We start from the raw sequence: 16,778 nt of genomic DNA on the forward strand, positions 1-16,778 counted from the left end.
ATCATCATGGGCTCGGCGCCCTGGAGGCAACGCCTGTGGACAACTCATTGCCCCAGGAACCCATGTCGTATCGTCGAGAGCGCAACCTCCGTCGGCAGGCAACGCCGAGCAGCGCCGACGGCCGAAGGGGAGGAGCCCCAGTGACGCAGCAGGTCCCGTCGACCGAGCCCGAGCTGGCAGGAGTGCGCAACTTCCGGGACGTGGGCGGCCTGCCCACCACGGACGGTCGGCGGGTGAAGCACGGGCAGCTGTTCCGCAGCGGCCACCTGGCGCACGCCACCGAGGAGGACGCCGCGTTCCTCTCCTCCCTGGGCCTGCACACGATCTTCGACTTCCGCAATGCCTCCGACCAGAAGCTGGAAGGCCCGGACGTCGAGCTGCCGGGCGTGCGGAACATGAATCTTCCGCTGACCGACCCGGCCGACGGCTCCGAGTTCTGGAAGATGGTCCGCGACGGCGAGATCGACCAGCTCCGCTCGATCCTCGCGGACGGCAAGGCCGCGAACCGCATGATCACCTCGTACCGCACGATCATCAAGGAGCGCACGGCCGAGCACTCCCAGGTGCTGCACGCGATGGCCGAGGACAGCGTGCCGGCGCTGATGCACTGTGCGGCGGGCAAGGACCGCGCGGGCCTGTCGATAGCCGTGACGCTCCTCGCCGTCGGCGTCGAGCGCGACGCGATCGTGGCCGACTACCTGGAGTCGAACGCGAAGCACCGCCGCTACAAGGTGCATCGCAACGGCAGCTCCGCCTCCGCGTACTCCCCCGAGGTCATGGAGCTGCTGAGCCCGCTGTTCGACGCGCGCGCCGAGTACCTGACGGCGGCCTTCGAGACGATCGAGGAGACCTGGGGCGGGGTCGACCCCTACCTGGAGCGGGCGCTGCGGATCACCCCGGAGCTGCGGGAACGGCTGCGCGAGCGGCTGCTGGACTGAGCCGGCTCCGAAGGGGATCCACTGCCCGAGAGGGATCTACTGGTTGTGCGCGCCCAGCGTGAACAGCAGGAAGATGAAGGCCGCGAAGAGGTGGCCGACAGCGATGTAGATGATCAGTCGCACCCAGAGGGAGCGGGGGAACCGCTCCTCCATGGACCGTCGCGTGCCAGGTTCCGTGGGTTCGGTCATGACGTCTCTCCCGAGGTCGGGTGCCCCGTCGCCGGGCCGAGGCACAGCGCGGCGGTGGGGCTCTGCAGCAGGGTGTGGACGAACAGGAGCTCCGCACCGCCGCGATCGGCGGCGGCGATGCGGTGCGGGGTGAGTGAGTCGAAGTGCGCGCTGTCGCCCGGCGCGAGCTGGTGCGCGGTGTCCCCGAGGCGCAGCCGCAGCCGCCCCTGGAGGACGTACAGCCACTCCTCGCCGGGGTGGACGCGCACGATGTCGCCCTGCGAGCCGTAGGGAACGTGTACGCGCAGCGCCTGCATGCCGCGACCGGGCGCGCCCGCCTGCCAGTAGGTCCAGCCGCCCGCGGGGGTCGGGTCCATGTCGGCGGCGCGCACGATCGCGTCCCGGTCGGCGACCGTCTCACCCAGCAGTTCGGAGACCGTCGTACCGTAGATACGGGCCAGCGCGAGCAGCATGGGCAACGACGGCTGGCGCTGCCCGGTCTCCAGACGGGAGAGGTGGGCGGGCGAGAGCCCGGCGGCACGGGAGGCGGCCTCCAGGGTCAGGGAGGCGCGGCGGCGCAGCTCACGCAGTTGTGGTGCGACGGCGGGAAGCTCGACGGACGGCTCTTCGACCGCCCCCGGCTCGGCAGGGCTCATGTGTTCATTGAGCCCGACGCTTGCCTCTGGGGCAATTTTCTTGCCCCAGAGGCAAAAATTCGCTCAGCGGTTCGCCACCGCCTGCTTCACGAGGGTCTTCCCGAAGTCCCACATCAGCCCGCCCCCGTTGTGCGCGTCGTCCATCACCGCGGTGAAGGCCTCGACGAAGCGGTCCACGTCCCGCTCGCCGATGATCAGCGGCGGGATCAGCTTGATCACCTCCAGGTGGTCGCCGGAGACCTGGGTGAGGATGCGGTGCCGTTGCAGCAGCGGTACGACCACCATCTGCGCGAACAGGCCCTTGCGTGCGGCCTGCAGCATCGTCCAGCGGCTGCGCAGCTTCAGTGAGGTGGGCCGCCCGAACTCGATGCCGATCATCAGGCCCCGGCCGCGTACGTCACTGAGCAGCTCGTACTTGTCCACGAGGGCCGCCAGCCGGGACTTCAGCTGCTCCCCGGTGGCCCGGGCGTTGGCCACGACCTGCTCGTTCTCCATCACGGAGAGCACGGCCAGACCGGCCGCCATGGCCTGCGCGTTCGACCCGAAGCTCGCCGAGTGGACGAGGACCCGGTCCATCGACGAGTAGACCTTCTTGAAGATCCAGTCCTTGCCGAGGGTCGCGCCGACCGGCACATAGCCGCCGGAGAGCGCCTTGGCCACGCACACCAGGTCGGGCTCGACTCCGTCCTCGTGCTGGTAGGCGTAGAAGTCCCCGGTCCGCCCGAGGCCGGTCTGCACCTCGTCGGCGATGAGCAGCGCCTTGTGCTTGCGCAGCAGCTCCTGGGCGGCGCGCAGATATCCGGGCGGGGCCTCGTGCACGCCCTTGCCCTGGACGGGCTCGACGATGAGCGCGGCGACGTCGCCCTTCTTCAGCTCCCGGGCCAGGACGTCGAGATCGCCGAGCGGCACGGCGGTGTCGGGCAGCAGCGGGGCGAAGCCGTCTCGGAAGCCGTCCTCGCCGTTCACGGACAGGGAGCCGGTGGTCAGCCCGTGGAAGGCGTGCGAGCAGTACAGGATCCGCGGCTTCCCGGTGGCGTACCGGGCGAACTTCAGCGCGGTCTCGACCGCCTCCGTACCGCTGTTGCCGAAGAAGACCCGGTCCAGATGCGGGCTGTGGGCGAGCAGCTTCTCCGCGAGCAGGCCGGGCAGGGGCTGGCAGTCGAAGCGGGTGAGGTCGGCGAGCGAGGCGTCCAGGACATCGTGCAGCGCCTTGCGGACGACCGGGTGGTGGCGGCCCAGGCCCATCACCCCGAACCCCGCGAGCATGTCCAGGTAGTCGTTGCCGTCCGCGTCCCAGAAGTGCGCACCCTCGGCCCGCTCGTACACCTTGTCGAAGCCGATGGTGTGCAGCATGCGCGGGAGCTGGTGGTTCAGGTACTTGGTGTGCAGCTCGTAGCGCTCGGCTCCACGCTCGGCGAGGAGCGCGCCGAGGTCGAACTCCCCCTTCTCAGCAGGGTCGCTCATTCCTGTTTCTCCTTGGACAACTCATCCTCGGACAGCGCGCCCTTCGACAGCGCGTCCTTGACGGCCAGGCCGGCACCGATCCGCCCGGCGATCTCGACGGGCGTGAGACCTATGTCGGCCAGCACCTCACCGCGCTTGGCGTGCGCGAGGAACTGCTCCGGGATGCCGAACCGCCGTACGGGTACGTCGACTTCGGCGTCCCCGAGCGCCAGCTCGACCGCCGCGCCGACACCGGCCGCCCGGCTGTTGTCCTCGACGACCGCGACGAGCCGGTGCTCGGCGGCCAGGCCGGGCAGCGACGGATCGACGGGCTTGACCCAGCGCGGGTCGACGACGGTGCAGCCGATGCCGCGGGCTTCGAGCAGCTCGGCGGCCTGGAGGCAGACGGGCGCCATGACGCCGACGGCGACCAGGAGGACCTGCGGTGTCTCCGGGGAACGGTGCAGGACGTCGAGCCCGCCCACATGGCCGACCGCGGGAATCACGGGCCCCACCGACTCCTTCGGGAAGCGGACGAGCGTCGGCGCGTCGTCGACGGCGACGGCCTCCCGCAGCTGGGCCCGCAGTTGATCGGCGTCGCGCGGCGCGGCGATCCTGAGGCCCGGCACGACCTGGAGGATCGACATGTCCCACATGCCGTTGTGGGAGGCCCCGTCGACACCGGTGACGCCGGCCCGGTCCAGCACGAAGGTCACACCGCAGCGGTGCAGCGCGACGTCCATCAGGAGCTGGTCGAAGGCCCGGTTGAGGAAGGTGGCGTAGACGGCGACGACGGGGTGCAGGCCGCCGGTGGCGAGCCCGGCCGCCGAGACGGTGGCGTGCTGCTCGGCGATGCCGACGTCCCACACCCGGTCGGGGAACCGCTCGGCGAACTTTCCGAGCCCCACCGGATGCAGCATCGCCGCCGTGATCGCCACGACGTCCGCGCGCTCCTCACCGATCCTGACGATCTCGTCGCCGAACACCGAGGTCCAGGAAGGCCCGTTGGAGGGCGCGAGCGGCTCGCAGGTGAGCGGGTCCATCACGCCGACCGTGTGGAAGTGGTCCTCCTCGTGCGCGAGCGCGGGCTCGTACCCCCGGCCCTTCTCCGTCAGACAGTGAATGACCACGGGCCCGTGGAAGCGTTTCGCGCGCCGCAGCGCGGACTCGACGGCCCCCACGTCGTGTCCGTCGATCGGCCCGACGTACTTGAGCCCGAGGTCCTCGAACATGCCCTGCGGCGCGAACGCGTCCTTGAACCCCTTCTTCGCGCCGTGCAGCGACTCGTAGAGGGTGTGTCCGACGACAGGTGTGCGCAGCAGTACGTCCTTGCCCCAGGCGAGGACCTGCTCGTAACTGTCCGTCGTACGAAGCGTCGCGAGGTGATTGGCGAGACCGCCGATGGTCGGCGCGTACGAGCGTTCGTTGTCGTTGACGACGATGATCAGCGGACGGTCCTTGGCCGCGGCGATGTTGTTCAGCGCCTCCCACGCCATGCCGCCGGTCAGCGCGCCGTCGCCGATGACCGCGACGACATGGCCCTTCTCGCCCTGCACCTGACGGGCCTTGGCGAGCCCGTCCGCCCAGCCGAGCGCCGTGGAGGCGTGGCTGTTCTCGATGATGTCGTGCTCGGACTCCTCGCGCGACGGGTAGCCGGACAGGCCGCCCTTGCCGCGCAGCTTGGAGAAGTCCTGACGTCCCGTCAGCAGCTTGTGCACATAGCTCTGATGGCCGGTGTCCCACAGGATCCGGTCGTCGGGTGACTCGAAGGCCCGGTGGAGCGCGATGGACAGTTCCACCACTCCCAGGTTGGGCCCGAGGTGACCGCCGGTCCTGGCGACCGCGTGCACCAGGAACTCCCGTATCTCGTCGGCCAGTTCACCGATCTCCGCCTCGGACAGCGCCTTCAGGTCGCGTGGTCCCCGGATGTTCTCCAGAATCGTCACGTCGGGCCCCCTCTCGGTCCGTGCTGATCAACTCACGGTGACGGCCGGTTCTCCGGACGCGACGCCGTCGTGCTCCATCTGTTCGGCGATCTTCATCGCCTCGTCGATGAGGGTCTCGACGATCTTCGACTCGGGTACGGTCTTGATGACCTCGCCCTTGACGAAGATCTGCCCCTTGCCGTTGCCGGAGGCGACCCCCAGGTCCGCCTCCCGCGCCTCTCCGGGGCCGTTGACGACGCAGCCCATGACCGCGACGCGCAACGGGACCTCCATCCCCTCCAGACCGGCCGTGACCTCGTCGGCCAGCTTGTACACATCGACCTGGGCGCGCCCGCAGGACGGGCACGAGACGATCTCCAGGCGCCGCTGACGCAGCCCGAGCGACTCCAGGATCTGGATGCCGACCTTGCACTCCTCGGCGGGCGGGGCCGACAGGGACACCCGGATCGTGTCCCCGATGCCCTCGCTCAGCAACGCCCCGAAGGCGACGGCCGACTTGATGGTCCCCTGGAACGCCGGACCGGCTTCCGTCACGCCGAGGTGCAGCGGGTAGTCGCACTGGGCGGCGAGCTGCCGGTAGGCGTTGACCATCACCACCGGGTCGTTGTGCTTCACCGAGATCTTGATGTCCCGGAACCCGTGCTCCTCGAAGAGCGACGCCTCCCACAGCGCCGACTCGACGAGCGCCTCGGGCGTCGCCTTGCCGTACTTCTGCAGCAGCCGCCGGTCGAGCGACCCGGCGTTCACCCCGATCCGGATCGGGGTGCCCGCGTCCCTGGCGGCCCGCGCGATCTCCTTCACCTTGTCGTCGAACTGCTTGATGTTGCCCGGGTTCACCCGGACCGCCGCGCAGCCCGCGTCGATCGCCGCGAAGACGTACTTCGGCTGGAAGTGGATGTCCGCGATCACCGGGATCTGCGACTTGCGGGCGATGGTCGCGAGCGCGTCCGCGTCGTCCTGCGTGGGGCAGGCGACACGGACGATCTGGCAGCCGGACGCGGTGAGTTCCGCGATCTGCTGCAAGGTGGCGCCGATGTCCGACGTACGCGTCGTCGTCATCGACTGCACCGACACGGGTGCGCCGCCCCCGACCGCCACCGGTCCGACGTGGATCTGCCGCGACACACGGCGCTCCGCGATCGGTCGGACCGGCACCTCGGGGAGGCCCAAGGAAACGGCGGTCATGACGTCACCCGCGGCTTTCCGTGAAGGTCTCACGGGCGGCGCGCAGGGACTCCTTGAGGGAGCCCATGGTGGCGAGGACCGCGGTCGGCTCATAGCCGCAGTGCGCCATGCAGTTGGCACACCGGTCGTCCTTGCCGCGGCCGTAGGAGTCCCAGTCGGTCTCCTCCAGCAGCTGCTTGTACGTCTGCACGTACCCGTCGCTCATCAGATAGCAGGGCTTCTGCCAGCCGAAGAGCGAATAGCTCGGGATCGCCCACGCGGTGCACGGGAAGTCGACCTTGCCCTCCAGGAAGTCCAGGAAGAGCGGGCTCTGGTTGAGCCGCCAGCGGCGCCGGTTGCCGCCCGCGAAGGCCTTCTTGAACAGTTCCCGCGTCTGCTGGACGCCGAGGAAGTGTTCCTGGTCGGGCGCCTTCTCGTAGGCGTAGGCGGGCGAGAGCATCATCTCGTCGACCTTCAGGTCGTCGTTGAGGTAGTTGAGGACCTCGATGATGGTCTGCGGGGTGTCGGTGTTGAAGAACGTCGAGTTGGTGGTGACCCGGAAGCCGCGCCGCTTGGCCTCCTTGATGGCCTCGACCGCCTCGTCGAAGACGCCTTCCTTGGCGACGGATTCGTCGTGCCGCTCACGCAGCCCGTCGATGTGGACGGCCCACGCGAAGTACGGCGAGGGCTTGAACTTGTCCATCTTCTTGCGCATCAGCATCGCGTTGGTGCACAGGAAGACGAACTTCTTCTTGGCCACCAACTGCCGCACGATCTCGTCGATCTGCGGGTGCATCAGCGGCTCGCCGCCGGCGATGGACACCATCGGCGCACCGGACTCGAGCACCGCGCCCACCGCCTGGGCCACGGGCATGCGCTGCTTGAGCACACCCGCCGGGTGCTGGATCTTGCCGCAGCCCTCGCAGGCGAGGTTGCACGCGAAGAGCGGTTCCAACTCGACCAGCAGCGCGAACTTGTCCCGCTTCCTGAGCTTCTGTTCAAACAGGTACGCAGCGACCTTCATGGTCTGCCGAAGGGGCATGGCCATCTGGCTCACCTCCGAGGGAGCAGCAAAGAACGGTGCCATTCAAAAAAAGCGGGAAGCACGGCACGAAGAACACGGAAAGCTGATATTCCACCGCGGACTGTGCCGATACGGACGAGTTCATGTTCTGGAGCGTCCACGACCACCCGTACGGCCGCAACCGGGCGCGTGCCCGTGCGGACGGCGCTGTGGAGTGTGGACGCCGACTCCATGTCGACCGCGATTGCGCCGGTCGCGAGCAGATCCGACCGTTCGTGACCGCGGACGACGTGATCGGAGCCGGTGAGCGGCCCCGTGTGGACAGTGCGCCCCGGCAGGACCCGTACGAGTTCCTTGACCAGCAGCTCGGTGCCCACGCACGGCGTGGTGCCGCGCGGGTCCCGGGTCTCCTCGGCGACCACCAGGTCACCGGGGTGCATGCCCGGGGCGAGCCCGGCACAGAAGCCCGTGGCCAAGACGGCGGCCTCGCACAGCGCCGGATCGGCGAGGACCCGGGTGACCGAGCGCTCCGCGGCCTTGGGCCCCATGCCGGTGCGCAGCACGGTGACGGGCCCGTCGGCCCCGGTCCGGTCGCCGCTGCGCAGGGCGAGGTGCTCGATGCCGAGCGCGCAGGCGATCAGAAGCGGGACCGGGTCGGGCTTGGTGCTCATCAACCCCCCTTGGCCTCGGCGAACGGCTCGCCGTGGACGTACCGGCCGAGCGCGGTGAGCGGGAAGACCTGCCGGTAGAGGTGGTAGTTGATCGAGAAGTCCCACGGGAACCCGGTGCCGGTGAAGTACGGCTCGTCCCAGGAGCCGTCCGCCAGCTGGGTCTCCGCGAGCCATTCGACCCCGCGCTCCACGGCCTTGGAGTCGCGCTCCCCCGCGGCGAGCAGCGCGAGCAGGGCCCACCCGGTCTGGGAGGCGGTCGAGGCGCCACGCCCGCTCCACTCGGCGACGTCGCGGTAGGAGCGCAGATCCTCGCCCCAGCCGCCGTCGTCGTTCTGCACGGTCTCCAGCCAGGCCACCGCCCGGCGGATCGCCGGATGCGAGGCGGGCAGCCCCGCGGCCATGAGCGCCGGGACCACCGACCCTGTGCCGTATACGTAGTTGACGCCCCAGCGGCCGAACCACGAGCCGTTCGGTTCCTGGTGGGCGAGCAGCCACTGGATGCCCCGGCGGGTGCGCGGGTCGTGCGCGAGTCCCTCGACCGCGAGCATCTCCACGACGTGTGCGGTGACGTCCGCGGACGGCGGGTCGATGACCTCCCCGAAGTCGCAGAACGGCAGCCGGTTGGGGAAGGTGCTGGTGTTGTCGACGTCGAAGGCCCCCCAGCCGCCGTCCTTGGACTGCATACCGAGGTTCCAGCGGATCCCGCGCCCGATGGCGTTGTCCACACGCTCCGGATCATGGTGCTTGACGCGGCGCAGCGCGAGGGCGACCTCGGCGGTGTCGTCGATGTCGGGGTAGTTGTCGTTGTGGAACTCGAACGCCCAGCCGCCCGGCGGCAGTTGGGGGCGCTTGACCGCCCAGTCCCCCGGCCGGACGATCTCCTCGCCGAGCATCCAGTCCGCGGCCTTCACCAGCTGCGGATGGTCGGCGGGCAAGCCCGCGTCGGCGAGCGCGATGGTCGCCAGGCAGGTGTCCCACACCGGCGACTGGCAGGCCTCGATCATCCGGGCGCCGTCCTCGCGCCATACGGCGAAACGGTCCAGCGACGCCAACCCCTCGCGCATCACCGGGTGTTCGAGGTCGTAGCCGAGCAGATGCAGGGCGATGACCGAGTACACGGCAGGCGGCTGGATGCCTCCCCAGCAGCCGTCGTTCTCCTGCCGCTCGATGATCCAGCGGGCGGCCGTGCTCATCGCCGCCCTGCGGAGCCGGCGCGGCGCGACCTTGCGGTACTGGTGCAGCGCCCTGTCGAGACGCTGGAAGACACCGTCCCAACTCGCCACCGGAGCGAGGGGCTTGACCGGGTTGGGATGGTTTGCGTCGGTGTGCAGCTCGTCGAGCGGGAACGGCGCGGGCCGCACCGGACGCTTCGCCGAGACGACGGTGAGCGGCACGATCGTCTGCCGCGCCCAGCAGCCGAAGTCGTAGATGTTGAGCGGCATCCACTTCGGGAAGTAGATGAGTTCCGGCGGGAGTTCGGGCAGGTCGTCCCATTTCCACCAGCCGAACAGGGCGAGCCAGATCCGGGTGAAGACCCGGGCCGAGGCGATGCCGCCCCGCTCACGGATCCAGGCGGACGCCCGTGCCATGTGCGGTTCGTCCGGGGCGTCCCCGGCCAGCCTCAGGGCGACGTACGCCTCGACGGTGGTGGAGAGTTCACCCGGTCCGCCGTAGAACGTGGCCCAGGCGCCGTCCTCCCGCTGCTCGCCGCGGATGAACAGCCCGGCGGCGTGCGTCGTCGACTCGTCACGGATGCCCAGGAACTGACGGAGAAGCAAGTCCTCGGCGTCCATCGTGACGTTCGTCTCGAGGTCGCCCTTCCACCAGCCCTCGGCGTCCTGCCGCGAGAGCAGGAAGTCGGTGGCGCGCCGCATCGCGTGCGTGGCGACATCTCGGGTCTCGACTGTCCCGGCCGCCACGGGAGTCGTCTGTGTCTGGATTTCGCTGGCCGAGGCAGCGCGGGGCGGCAGGGCCCCGGTGCTTCCGTCGGTCGTCGCTGTCATGGCTTCCCCTTCGTGCAGTGGTACGTCTCTGCTGTGGGTCCGCCGTCGGCCGGTGCGTCCTTGTCCCGCGGCACCGGCCGGCGACTACGCGAGGTTTATTCGACCGATAGTGATCATCTCTTCCGTACGACGACGAAGTCGGCGAGCGCCACGAACTGGGCCCGCACCTGGTCGGGCATCTGGACGGCGTCCAGCGCCTCGATGGCGATGGTGTGCTGGCGGCGCGCCTCCTGGGCGGTCCACTCGCGGCCGCCCGCCTCCTCGATGAGCGCGGCGCGCACGGCGAACTCCTCCTCGGAGAAGTTCTCGAAGTCGCTGGCCTTGGCGTCCTTGGCGAGCAGTTCACCGAGGCGCTCGGAGGCGGGCCCGCCCGCGGCGAGCGCGGCCACGACCGGCAGGGACTTCTTGCGCTGGCGCAGATCGCTCCAGGTCTGCTTTCCGGTGGCCTCCGGGTCGCCCCAGATGCCGAGGAGGTCGTCGACGGCCTGGAAGGCCAGGCCCAGGTGGTAGCCGTACTTCTCCAGCGTGTCCGCCGTGAAGTCGTCGGCACCGCCGAGCACCGCGCCGATGGAGCAGGCGCAGGCGAGCAGGGCGCCCGTCTTGTTGCCCTCCATCTCCAGGCACTCCTCGACGGTGACGCGGTCGCGATGCTCGTAGGAGATGTCCTGTGCCTGACCGTCGATCAGGGCACGGGTCGCTGTGGTGAGGCGGCGCGTGGCGCGACCCGCCTCCACGGTGCCGAGCTCCAGGAGGATCTCGTTGGCCAGCGCGAACAGGGCGTCGCCGACGAGGATGGCCTGCGCGGGGCCGTGCACCTTCCAGACGGTGTCGCGGTGGCGGCGCTGCTCGTCGCCGTCCATCAGGTCGTCGTGCAGCAGCGAGAAGTTGTGCACCAGTTCAACGGCGACCGCACCCGGCACGCCCACCGCGGGGGCGGCGCCGGCGGCCTGCGCGGACAGGACGGCGAGCGCGGGGCGTACAGCCTTGCCGCCGTCGCCGTCCGCGGGGTTGCCCTTGGCGTCGATCCAGCCGAAGTGGTAGGCGGCAACGGTGTCCATGGGCGCTGCCAGCCGGTCGACGGCCGCCTTCAGCACCGGTGTGGCCAGGGTCCGGCCGCGCTCCAGGAGCGCGGTCACGTCCACCGCGTCGGCAGCCGTTTCGGCCGGGGGCACAGTGGGCACAGTCTCTCCTCTTGTTGCGGTACCGGGGGTGCGGGGGTCGGTCGCGCGCTGATCGAGCATCAGGCCGCCTCCTCAAAGACGTCGAAGAGGTGATCGCGAGGCCGGCCCAGGGCGCCCAGCGCGGCTCCCGCCGCACTGATGCCACTGCGGACCGCACTCTCCATGGTCGCGGGCCACCCGGTGGCGGTCCACGATCCGGCCAGGTACAGGCCGGGTGCCTTGGTGCGGGCGCCGGGCCGCAGCCGCCCGACGCCCGGGGTGGGGGCGAACGTCGCCGTGCGCTCCCGGGTCACGAAGAAGTCCTTCACTCCGGCGCCGCGCGCGGCGGGCAGCAGCCGTTCCAGCTCCGGCAGATAGCGCTCGCGCAGTACGGCGACGGGCTCGTCGATCTCGTCCTGCGCGGCCGACTGCGACAGCGCGAGGTACTGGCCCTCGCGCAGACCGGACGCCTCGGTCCGGTCGAACACCCACTGCACCGGGGAGCCCAGCGCCGCGAAGAACGGCCGGGCGAGCACCTTGCGGTCGTAGACGACATGGATGTTGAGGATCGGCGCGGTGCCGATCTCCAGGAGCCGCTCAGGGGCGTCGAGCGCCCCCTCGGGCAGCAGATCGTGGGCCTCGCGCTGGGGTACGGCGAGCACGACCGTGTCGGCTTCGAGTGTCTCGCCGGGAACCTGAACGCTCCAACGCCCGTTTTCGTTGGGGGAGATGGAGGTGACGCGTGTACGGACTTCGGTACGGACGCCCGCGGAGTCGAGCGCCTTGCGGGCCAGGGTGTCGTGCAGTTCGCCCAGCGGGACGCGCGCCCAGCCGATGTCGGCCGCGCCCGGGTCGGACAGCAGACCGGTCTTGAACACCATCGCGGCGAGCGCCAGCGACGAGTCGCCGGCCACCGCGTTGAGGGTGGCGACCCCCACGAGGTCCCACAGTGCTTCGACGGCACGCTCCGACTGACCGTGCGCGGCGAGCCAGTCGCCGAAGTTCTGCGCATCGAGCGCCAGATCGGAGAGATCCAGGCCCTTGAGCGCCAGCGCGGCACGGCCGACCTTGGCGCGCTCGGCGAGCGACAGATGCTGGTACGTGGCGAGGCTGCGCGCGAGATGCAGCGGTACGGGCAGTGCCGTGCGGCCGATTCTGCCGAGCCGTCGTCCCGGTGTGCCCTCGGCGTCGAGAACGGGCACGTCGAGACGATCCTGCAGGGGCGCCAGCAAGGCTCCGTCGACGCGGTCGAGGAACCAGCGGTAGGCGGTGCAGCAGCGCAGATAGACATGCTGGCCGTTGTCGACCGTCAGCTCGCCGCGCTGGAAGGAGAACGCGAGACCGCCGAGCCGCGGCCGCCCTTCGAGCAGGGTGACCCGCACCCCGGCGTCGGCGAGCGCGAGCGCCGCGGTGATCCCGGCGAGCCCTCCACCGACCACCACGGCAGCCGCCCCGTCCGGGCGGCCCGAAGCCCCCGCGGGCTGCGTGACCTCGCTCATCGTGCACCCTCCCCTGCGGCCGTGCCGCGGTGCTTGAACGGTGCACGGCAGGCCGTTGCAGTCAGGGACGCCACCCGGCCCCGGAGGGTTGCGTGCCGCTTTTCGCCGGTTGAATCACCTTGGACCGGATTGTCCATCAGGCGCGCCTCCTGACGGTACGGCGGGACACATGCCGGGCATCGAGGCCGGAGAGGCCGCGCACGGCGACGTACGCCTTCTCACGTCCGGGCAGCGAGACCCGGCCGCGCAGCACGGCCTCCGGCTCGCGCTCGATGCGGTCGAGCAGGCGGCGGTAGATGCCGGCCATCGCCGCGACACACGCGCCGCTGCGCCGGTCGAGCATGGGCAGCAGCCGGTAGCCCTCGGCGAAAAGAGCGCGGGCCCGACGCACTTCGAAGTGCACGAGGCCCGCGAAATCGGAGCCGGGCGGTGGAGTCGGTCCGTTGAACCCGGCCGAGCAGCCGAACTTGGCCAGATCGTCGGCGGGCAGATACGTGCGCCCGCCCTCGGCGTCCTCGCGTACATCCCGCAGGATGTTGGTGAGTTGGAGCGCGAGCCCGAGCGTGTCGGCATACTCCGGCGCGCGCTCGGCGCCGCGCGCCCCCGGTTCCGTACCGAACACGCCGAGCGAGAGCCGCCCGATCGCCCCGGCCACGCAACGGCAGTAGACCTTCAGGTCGTCCCAGGTCTCGTACGTCTCTCCGCGTACGTCCATGAGGACGCCGTCGATGAGTTCGTCGAGGCCTGCGAGGGGCACCGGGAAGTACTCGGCGGTGTGGCTGAGGGCGACCGCGACCGGGTCGGTGTCGTCCTCGTCGACGGACCCGGCACGGACCCGGGCGAGCAGTGCCCGGGTGTCCTCCAGGCGGGCCGACTTGACGTCCGCTGCGAGCGTGCCGTCGCCGATGTCGTCGACACGCCGGGAGAACGCGTAGAGCGCCGACATGGCGCGGCGCTTGGGCGTCGGCAGAAGTCTGATGCCGTACGCGAAATTACGGGCCTGCTGACCGGTCACTGCCTCGCAGTAGCTGTACGCGGCGAGTACCGGTGCGGGCACGTGTTGTTCCGACTCCACGGTCCGGATCACCCCTCTCCTCGCAGAGTCACTCCCACCTCGCGCAGCAACTGGAGCTTGCCGGGCTTGGGCGGGCCGGGAAGTACGTCGTATTCGGCGGCGGCAATCGCACGGATTGCCGCCCTTCCTCCCGCAACGAACCCCGCGAGCAGCAGCTTCAGCCTGCCGTGGACGCTACCCACGAGGGGGGTGCCTTCATTCAGGAGGTTCAAGGCGTGTTCTGCTTCGTATGCAACCAGTGCTCGCATCGATGCGCCTGCTGTGGCGGCGGCGAGATCCGCCTCCTGGACGTGGAAGCGTTTCATGTCCTCGGCAGGCAGGTAGATACGGTCGCGGCCGAGGTCCTCGGCGACGTCTTGGAGGTGTTCGACGATCTGCAGCGCCGTGCACACCGCGTCGGAGCGGCGGACGCGATCGGGCGTGGAGGTTCCGGTGACGGAGAGGACCAGACGGCCGACGGGATTGGCGGACAGCTCACAGTAGGCGAGCAGGTCGTCATAGGTCTCGTACCGCTTGACCAGCTGGTCCTGGCGGTTGGCCGCGATCAGGCCGAGGAAGGGCTCGGGGGTGAGGCCCGCGCGGCGGACAGTGGGCTGGAGCCGGCGCAGCAGCGGGTGGCGCGGTGTCGAGTCGAACACACGGTGAAGATCGGCTTCGAAGGCGTCAAGGAGGAGGAGACGGTCCTCGGCCTCCTCGGGCGACGCGCCGAGCAGGCGGGCGTCCGCGCCACCCGGGGCGAGGTCGCCGTCACCGATGTCGTCGACGAGACGGGCAAAGCCGTACACGGCCATCAGATCGTCGCGCCAGGCCTTGGGCAGGAAGAAGGGTGCCACGGGAAAGTTCTCGTCCGCGGCCTTGTCGAGGGTGCCGCGCTCCGGATCACCAGTACGCGCCGTGCCGGCTTCGGTCACCGCTCGCCGCCCGGCGCGGGGACGGCACACGCGTCGCGGAGCTGGAGAGATTCCGTAGCCATTGCCGTCACATCTCCCGTTCTACACTGCCGACCCAATAGTGCCCTTTTCGGACACGCCGCCCGGAGGTCCGCGCGGCGCGCGGTGCCGGGTGTCGCGCATTATCGCCCTACTTGCCGCGAATCAGCACCGGTACAGCTTACGTTGTACAACGCGGCACGCTCCGTCGGGGTGTCCTGCACATCACAACAACACACCGATTGATGTCAAGATTCCTAAGGCCAGGCGGAGTTGGCGTTTCCTTTGCAGACGCAGGGCCCCGCCGAAGAGTTCCGGCGGGGCCCTGGTCGAAATGGGCTACTTGCCCGTGAACTTCTCGTACTCCTTGAGGACCTCTTCGGTCGGGCCGTCCATGCGCAGCTCACCGCGCTCCAGCCAGAGCACGCGGTCGCAGGTGTCGCGGATCGACTTGTTGTTGTGACTGACCAGAAACACCGTGCCCGCGCTCTTGCGCAGCTCGCGGATGCGGGCCTCGGAGCGCTTCTGGAAGGAGCGGTCGCCGGTGGCGAGGGCCTCGTCGATCATCAGGACGTCGTGGTCCTTGGCGGCCGCGATGGAGAAGCGCAGGCGGGCCGCCATGCCGGACGAGTAGGTGCGCATCGGGAGGGTGATGAAGTCGCCCTTCTCGTTGATGCCGGAGAAGTCGACGATCTCCTGGTAGCGCTCCTTGATCTGCTCGCGGGTCATACCCATCGCGAGCCCGCCCAATATGACGTTCCGCTCGCCCGTCAGATCGTTCATCAGGGCCGCGTTCACGCCGAGCAGCGAGGGCTGGCCGTCGGTGTAGACCTTGCCCTTCTCGGCGGGGAGCAGGCCGGCGATGGCACGCAGGAGCGTGGACTTGCCGGAGCCGTTCGAGCCGATCAGGCCGATGGCCTCGCCGCGGTACGCGGTGAAGGAGACGCCCCGGACGGCGTGCACCTTGCGTACGCCGGGCGACTCGCCGCGCTTGATGATGCGGCTGAGGGCGGCGGTCGCGCTGCCCTTGCCGGTCTTGGCGCCGTTGACGCGGTAGACGATGTGCAGCTCGTCCGCGATGACGGTGGGGATGTGGGAGTCGGTCCTCTGCTCAGCCACGGCCGTACCTCTCCTCTGCCTTCCAGAAGTACACGAACCCGCCGAGGGCGACGACCACGGCCCAGAAGACGGCGATGGCCCACACATGCGGGGGCAGGTTGGAGGAGCCGTAGCCGTCGATGAGGGCGTAGCGCATCAGGTCCATGTAGACGGCGGCCGGGTTCGCCTGCAGTGCGCGGGCGATCCACTCCGGGCGGCCGGCGAGCATGGTGCTGATGGAGAACATGACGCCGGACGCGTACATCCAGGTCCGCAGGATGAACGGCATCAGCTGGGCGAGGTCCGGGGTCTTGGCGCCCATCCGGGCCACGATCAGCGAGAGTCCCACGTTGAAGAGGAACTGCAGCACGAGCACCGGCACGATCAGCAGCCAGGACGCGCTCGGGTAGCTGCCGAAGCCGATCGCCACGACGAACAGCACGATCATCGAGAAGAGCAGCTGCTGGAGCTGCTGGAGCGCGAAGGAGATGGGCAGCGAGGCGCGCGGGAAGTGCAGCGCGCGCACCAGCCCCAGGTTCCCGGAGATCGCACGGACGCCCGCCATGATCGAGCTCTGTGTGAAGGTGAAGACGAAGACACCCGTCACCAGGAACGGGATGTACACGTCGTGCGACATACCGCGGTTGGCCTTCAGGATCAGGCCGAAGATCAGGTAGTAGACGCCCGCGTTGAGCAGCGGGGTCGCCACCTGCCACAGCTGGCCCAGCTTGGCCTGGCTGTACTGGGCGGTGAGCTTCGCCTGCGAGAAGGCGAGGATGAAGTGCCGCCGCCCCCACAGCTGACGAACGTATTCGGCGAGTCCGGGCCGGGCGCCGCTGACCGCGAGCCCGTACTTGGTGGCCAAGTCGGCCGCGGAGAGCCCGTCATCGGGCGACGGTCGGTCGCTCACCGCGACTCCGCCGTCATGCGTTGTCTCACTCACAGTGGAAACTTTCGTCTTCAAGATGCGCACAGCCAGGACGGGCGTAGGCATGAGCCGGGGA

General features: G+C 69.6%; 16 protein-coding genes. 1 reads left to right on the forward strand and 15 read right to left on the reverse strand.

The features are described 5' to 3' along the window. Window positions 1–140: 140 nt before the first annotated feature. A complete protein-coding gene (locus OIC96_RS05400) occupies window positions 141–938 on the forward strand; it encodes a tyrosine-protein phosphatase (RefSeq protein ID WP_330309019.1) in 798 nt (265 codons plus the stop codon). A 36-nt stretch (window positions 939–974) separates the two neighbouring features. Here the strand turns inward: OIC96_RS05400 and OIC96_RS05405 are convergent, their stop codons facing one another. The 15 genes from OIC96_RS05405 to OIC96_RS05470 all read right to left on the reverse strand — a co-directional run bounded on the left by OIC96_RS05405 (window position 975) and on the right by OIC96_RS05470 (window position 16,717). Continuing rightward, on the reverse strand, window positions 975–1,091 hold the full coding sequence (locus OIC96_RS05405; protein ID WP_330310376.1) for a DUF6126 family protein: 117 nt from the start codon (window positions 1,089–1,091) through the stop codon (window positions 975–977). Between the two features lie 32 nt (window positions 1,092–1,123). Next, window positions 1,124–1,762: a helix-turn-helix domain-containing protein gene (locus OIC96_RS05410; RefSeq protein ID WP_330309018.1), complete on the reverse strand. Its 639-nt coding sequence runs from the start codon at window positions 1,760–1,762 to the stop codon at window positions 1,124–1,126. Between the two features lie 63 nt (window positions 1,763–1,825). Continuing rightward, a complete protein-coding gene (locus OIC96_RS05415; RefSeq protein ID WP_330309017.1) occupies window positions 1,826–3,226 on the reverse strand; it encodes an aspartate aminotransferase family protein in 1,401 nt (466 codons plus the stop codon). Continuing rightward, window positions 3,223–5,151 (reverse strand): 1-deoxy-D-xylulose-5-phosphate synthase, encoded by a 1,929-nt coding sequence (dxs, locus tag OIC96_RS05420; protein ID WP_330309016.1) that lies wholly within the window; start codon window positions 5,149–5,151, stop codon window positions 3,223–3,225. Before dxs ends, OIC96_RS05415 begins: the two co-directional genes overlap by 4 nt. 27 nt (window positions 5,152–5,178) lie before the next feature. Further along, a complete protein-coding gene (gene ispG, locus OIC96_RS05425) occupies window positions 5,179–6,336 on the reverse strand; it encodes a flavodoxin-dependent (E)-4-hydroxy-3-methylbut-2-enyl-diphosphate synthase (protein ID WP_330309015.1) in 1,158 nt (385 codons plus the stop codon). A 4-nt stretch (window positions 6,337–6,340) separates the two neighbouring features. After that, window positions 6,341–7,363, reverse strand: a complete 1,023-nt coding sequence (hpnH, locus tag OIC96_RS05430; protein WP_330309014.1) for an adenosyl-hopene transferase HpnH — start codon at window positions 7,361–7,363, stop codon at window positions 6,341–6,343. A gap of 5 nt (window positions 7,364–7,368) precedes the next feature. Continuing rightward, a complete protein-coding gene (locus OIC96_RS05435; RefSeq protein WP_330309013.1) occupies window positions 7,369–8,010 on the reverse strand; it encodes a phosphorylase family protein in 642 nt (213 codons plus the stop codon). Then, complete coding sequence (gene shc / locus OIC96_RS05440) at window positions 8,010–10,013, reverse strand: squalene--hopene cyclase (protein WP_330309012.1); 2,004 nt, start codon at window positions 10,011–10,013, stop codon at window positions 8,010–8,012. The genes OIC96_RS05435 and shc overlap by 1 nt, the downstream gene beginning before the upstream one ends. A 113-nt stretch (window positions 10,014–10,126) precedes the next feature. Further along, window positions 10,127–11,254 (reverse strand): polyprenyl synthetase family protein, encoded by a 1,128-nt coding sequence (locus tag OIC96_RS05445; protein ID WP_330309011.1) that lies wholly within the window; start codon window positions 11,252–11,254, stop codon window positions 10,127–10,129. Next, on the reverse strand, window positions 11,254–12,672 hold the full coding sequence (hpnE, locus tag OIC96_RS05450) for a hydroxysqualene dehydroxylase HpnE (protein ID WP_330309010.1): 1,419 nt from the start codon (window positions 12,670–12,672) through the stop codon (window positions 11,254–11,256). The genes OIC96_RS05445 and hpnE overlap by 1 nt, the downstream gene beginning before the upstream one ends. Then, window positions 12,669–12,809 (reverse strand): DUF6380 family protein, encoded by a 141-nt coding sequence (locus OIC96_RS49810; RefSeq protein ID WP_406502203.1) that lies wholly within the window; start codon window positions 12,807–12,809, stop codon window positions 12,669–12,671. Before OIC96_RS49810 ends, hpnE begins: the two co-directional genes overlap by 4 nt. After that, window positions 12,809–13,759, reverse strand: coding sequence for a presqualene diphosphate synthase HpnD (gene hpnD, locus OIC96_RS05455; RefSeq protein WP_330309009.1), 951 nt, complete (start codon window positions 13,757–13,759; stop codon window positions 12,809–12,811). The genes OIC96_RS49810 and hpnD overlap by 1 nt, the downstream gene beginning before the upstream one ends. Further along, a complete protein-coding gene (hpnC, locus tag OIC96_RS05460) occupies window positions 13,756–14,658 on the reverse strand; it encodes a squalene synthase HpnC (protein ID WP_330309008.1) in 903 nt (300 codons plus the stop codon). Before hpnC ends, hpnD begins: the two co-directional genes overlap by 4 nt. Before the next feature lie 357 nt (window positions 14,659–15,015). Continuing rightward, window positions 15,016–15,795, reverse strand: coding sequence for an ABC transporter ATP-binding protein (locus OIC96_RS05465; RefSeq protein ID WP_330309007.1), 780 nt, complete (start codon window positions 15,793–15,795; stop codon window positions 15,016–15,018). Continuing rightward, entirely contained in the window at window positions 15,788–16,717 is a 930-nt protein-coding gene (locus OIC96_RS05470; protein ID WP_330309006.1) for an ABC transporter permease, read from the reverse strand. The genes OIC96_RS05465 and OIC96_RS05470 overlap by 8 nt, the downstream gene beginning before the upstream one ends. Window positions 16,718–16,778 lie beyond the last annotated feature (61 nt).

The sequence above is a fragment of the Streptomyces sp. NBC_00775 genome (assembly GCF_036347135.1).
Taxonomy (GTDB): Bacteria; Actinomycetota; Actinomycetes; order Streptomycetales; family Streptomycetaceae; genus Streptomyces; species Streptomyces lutosisoli.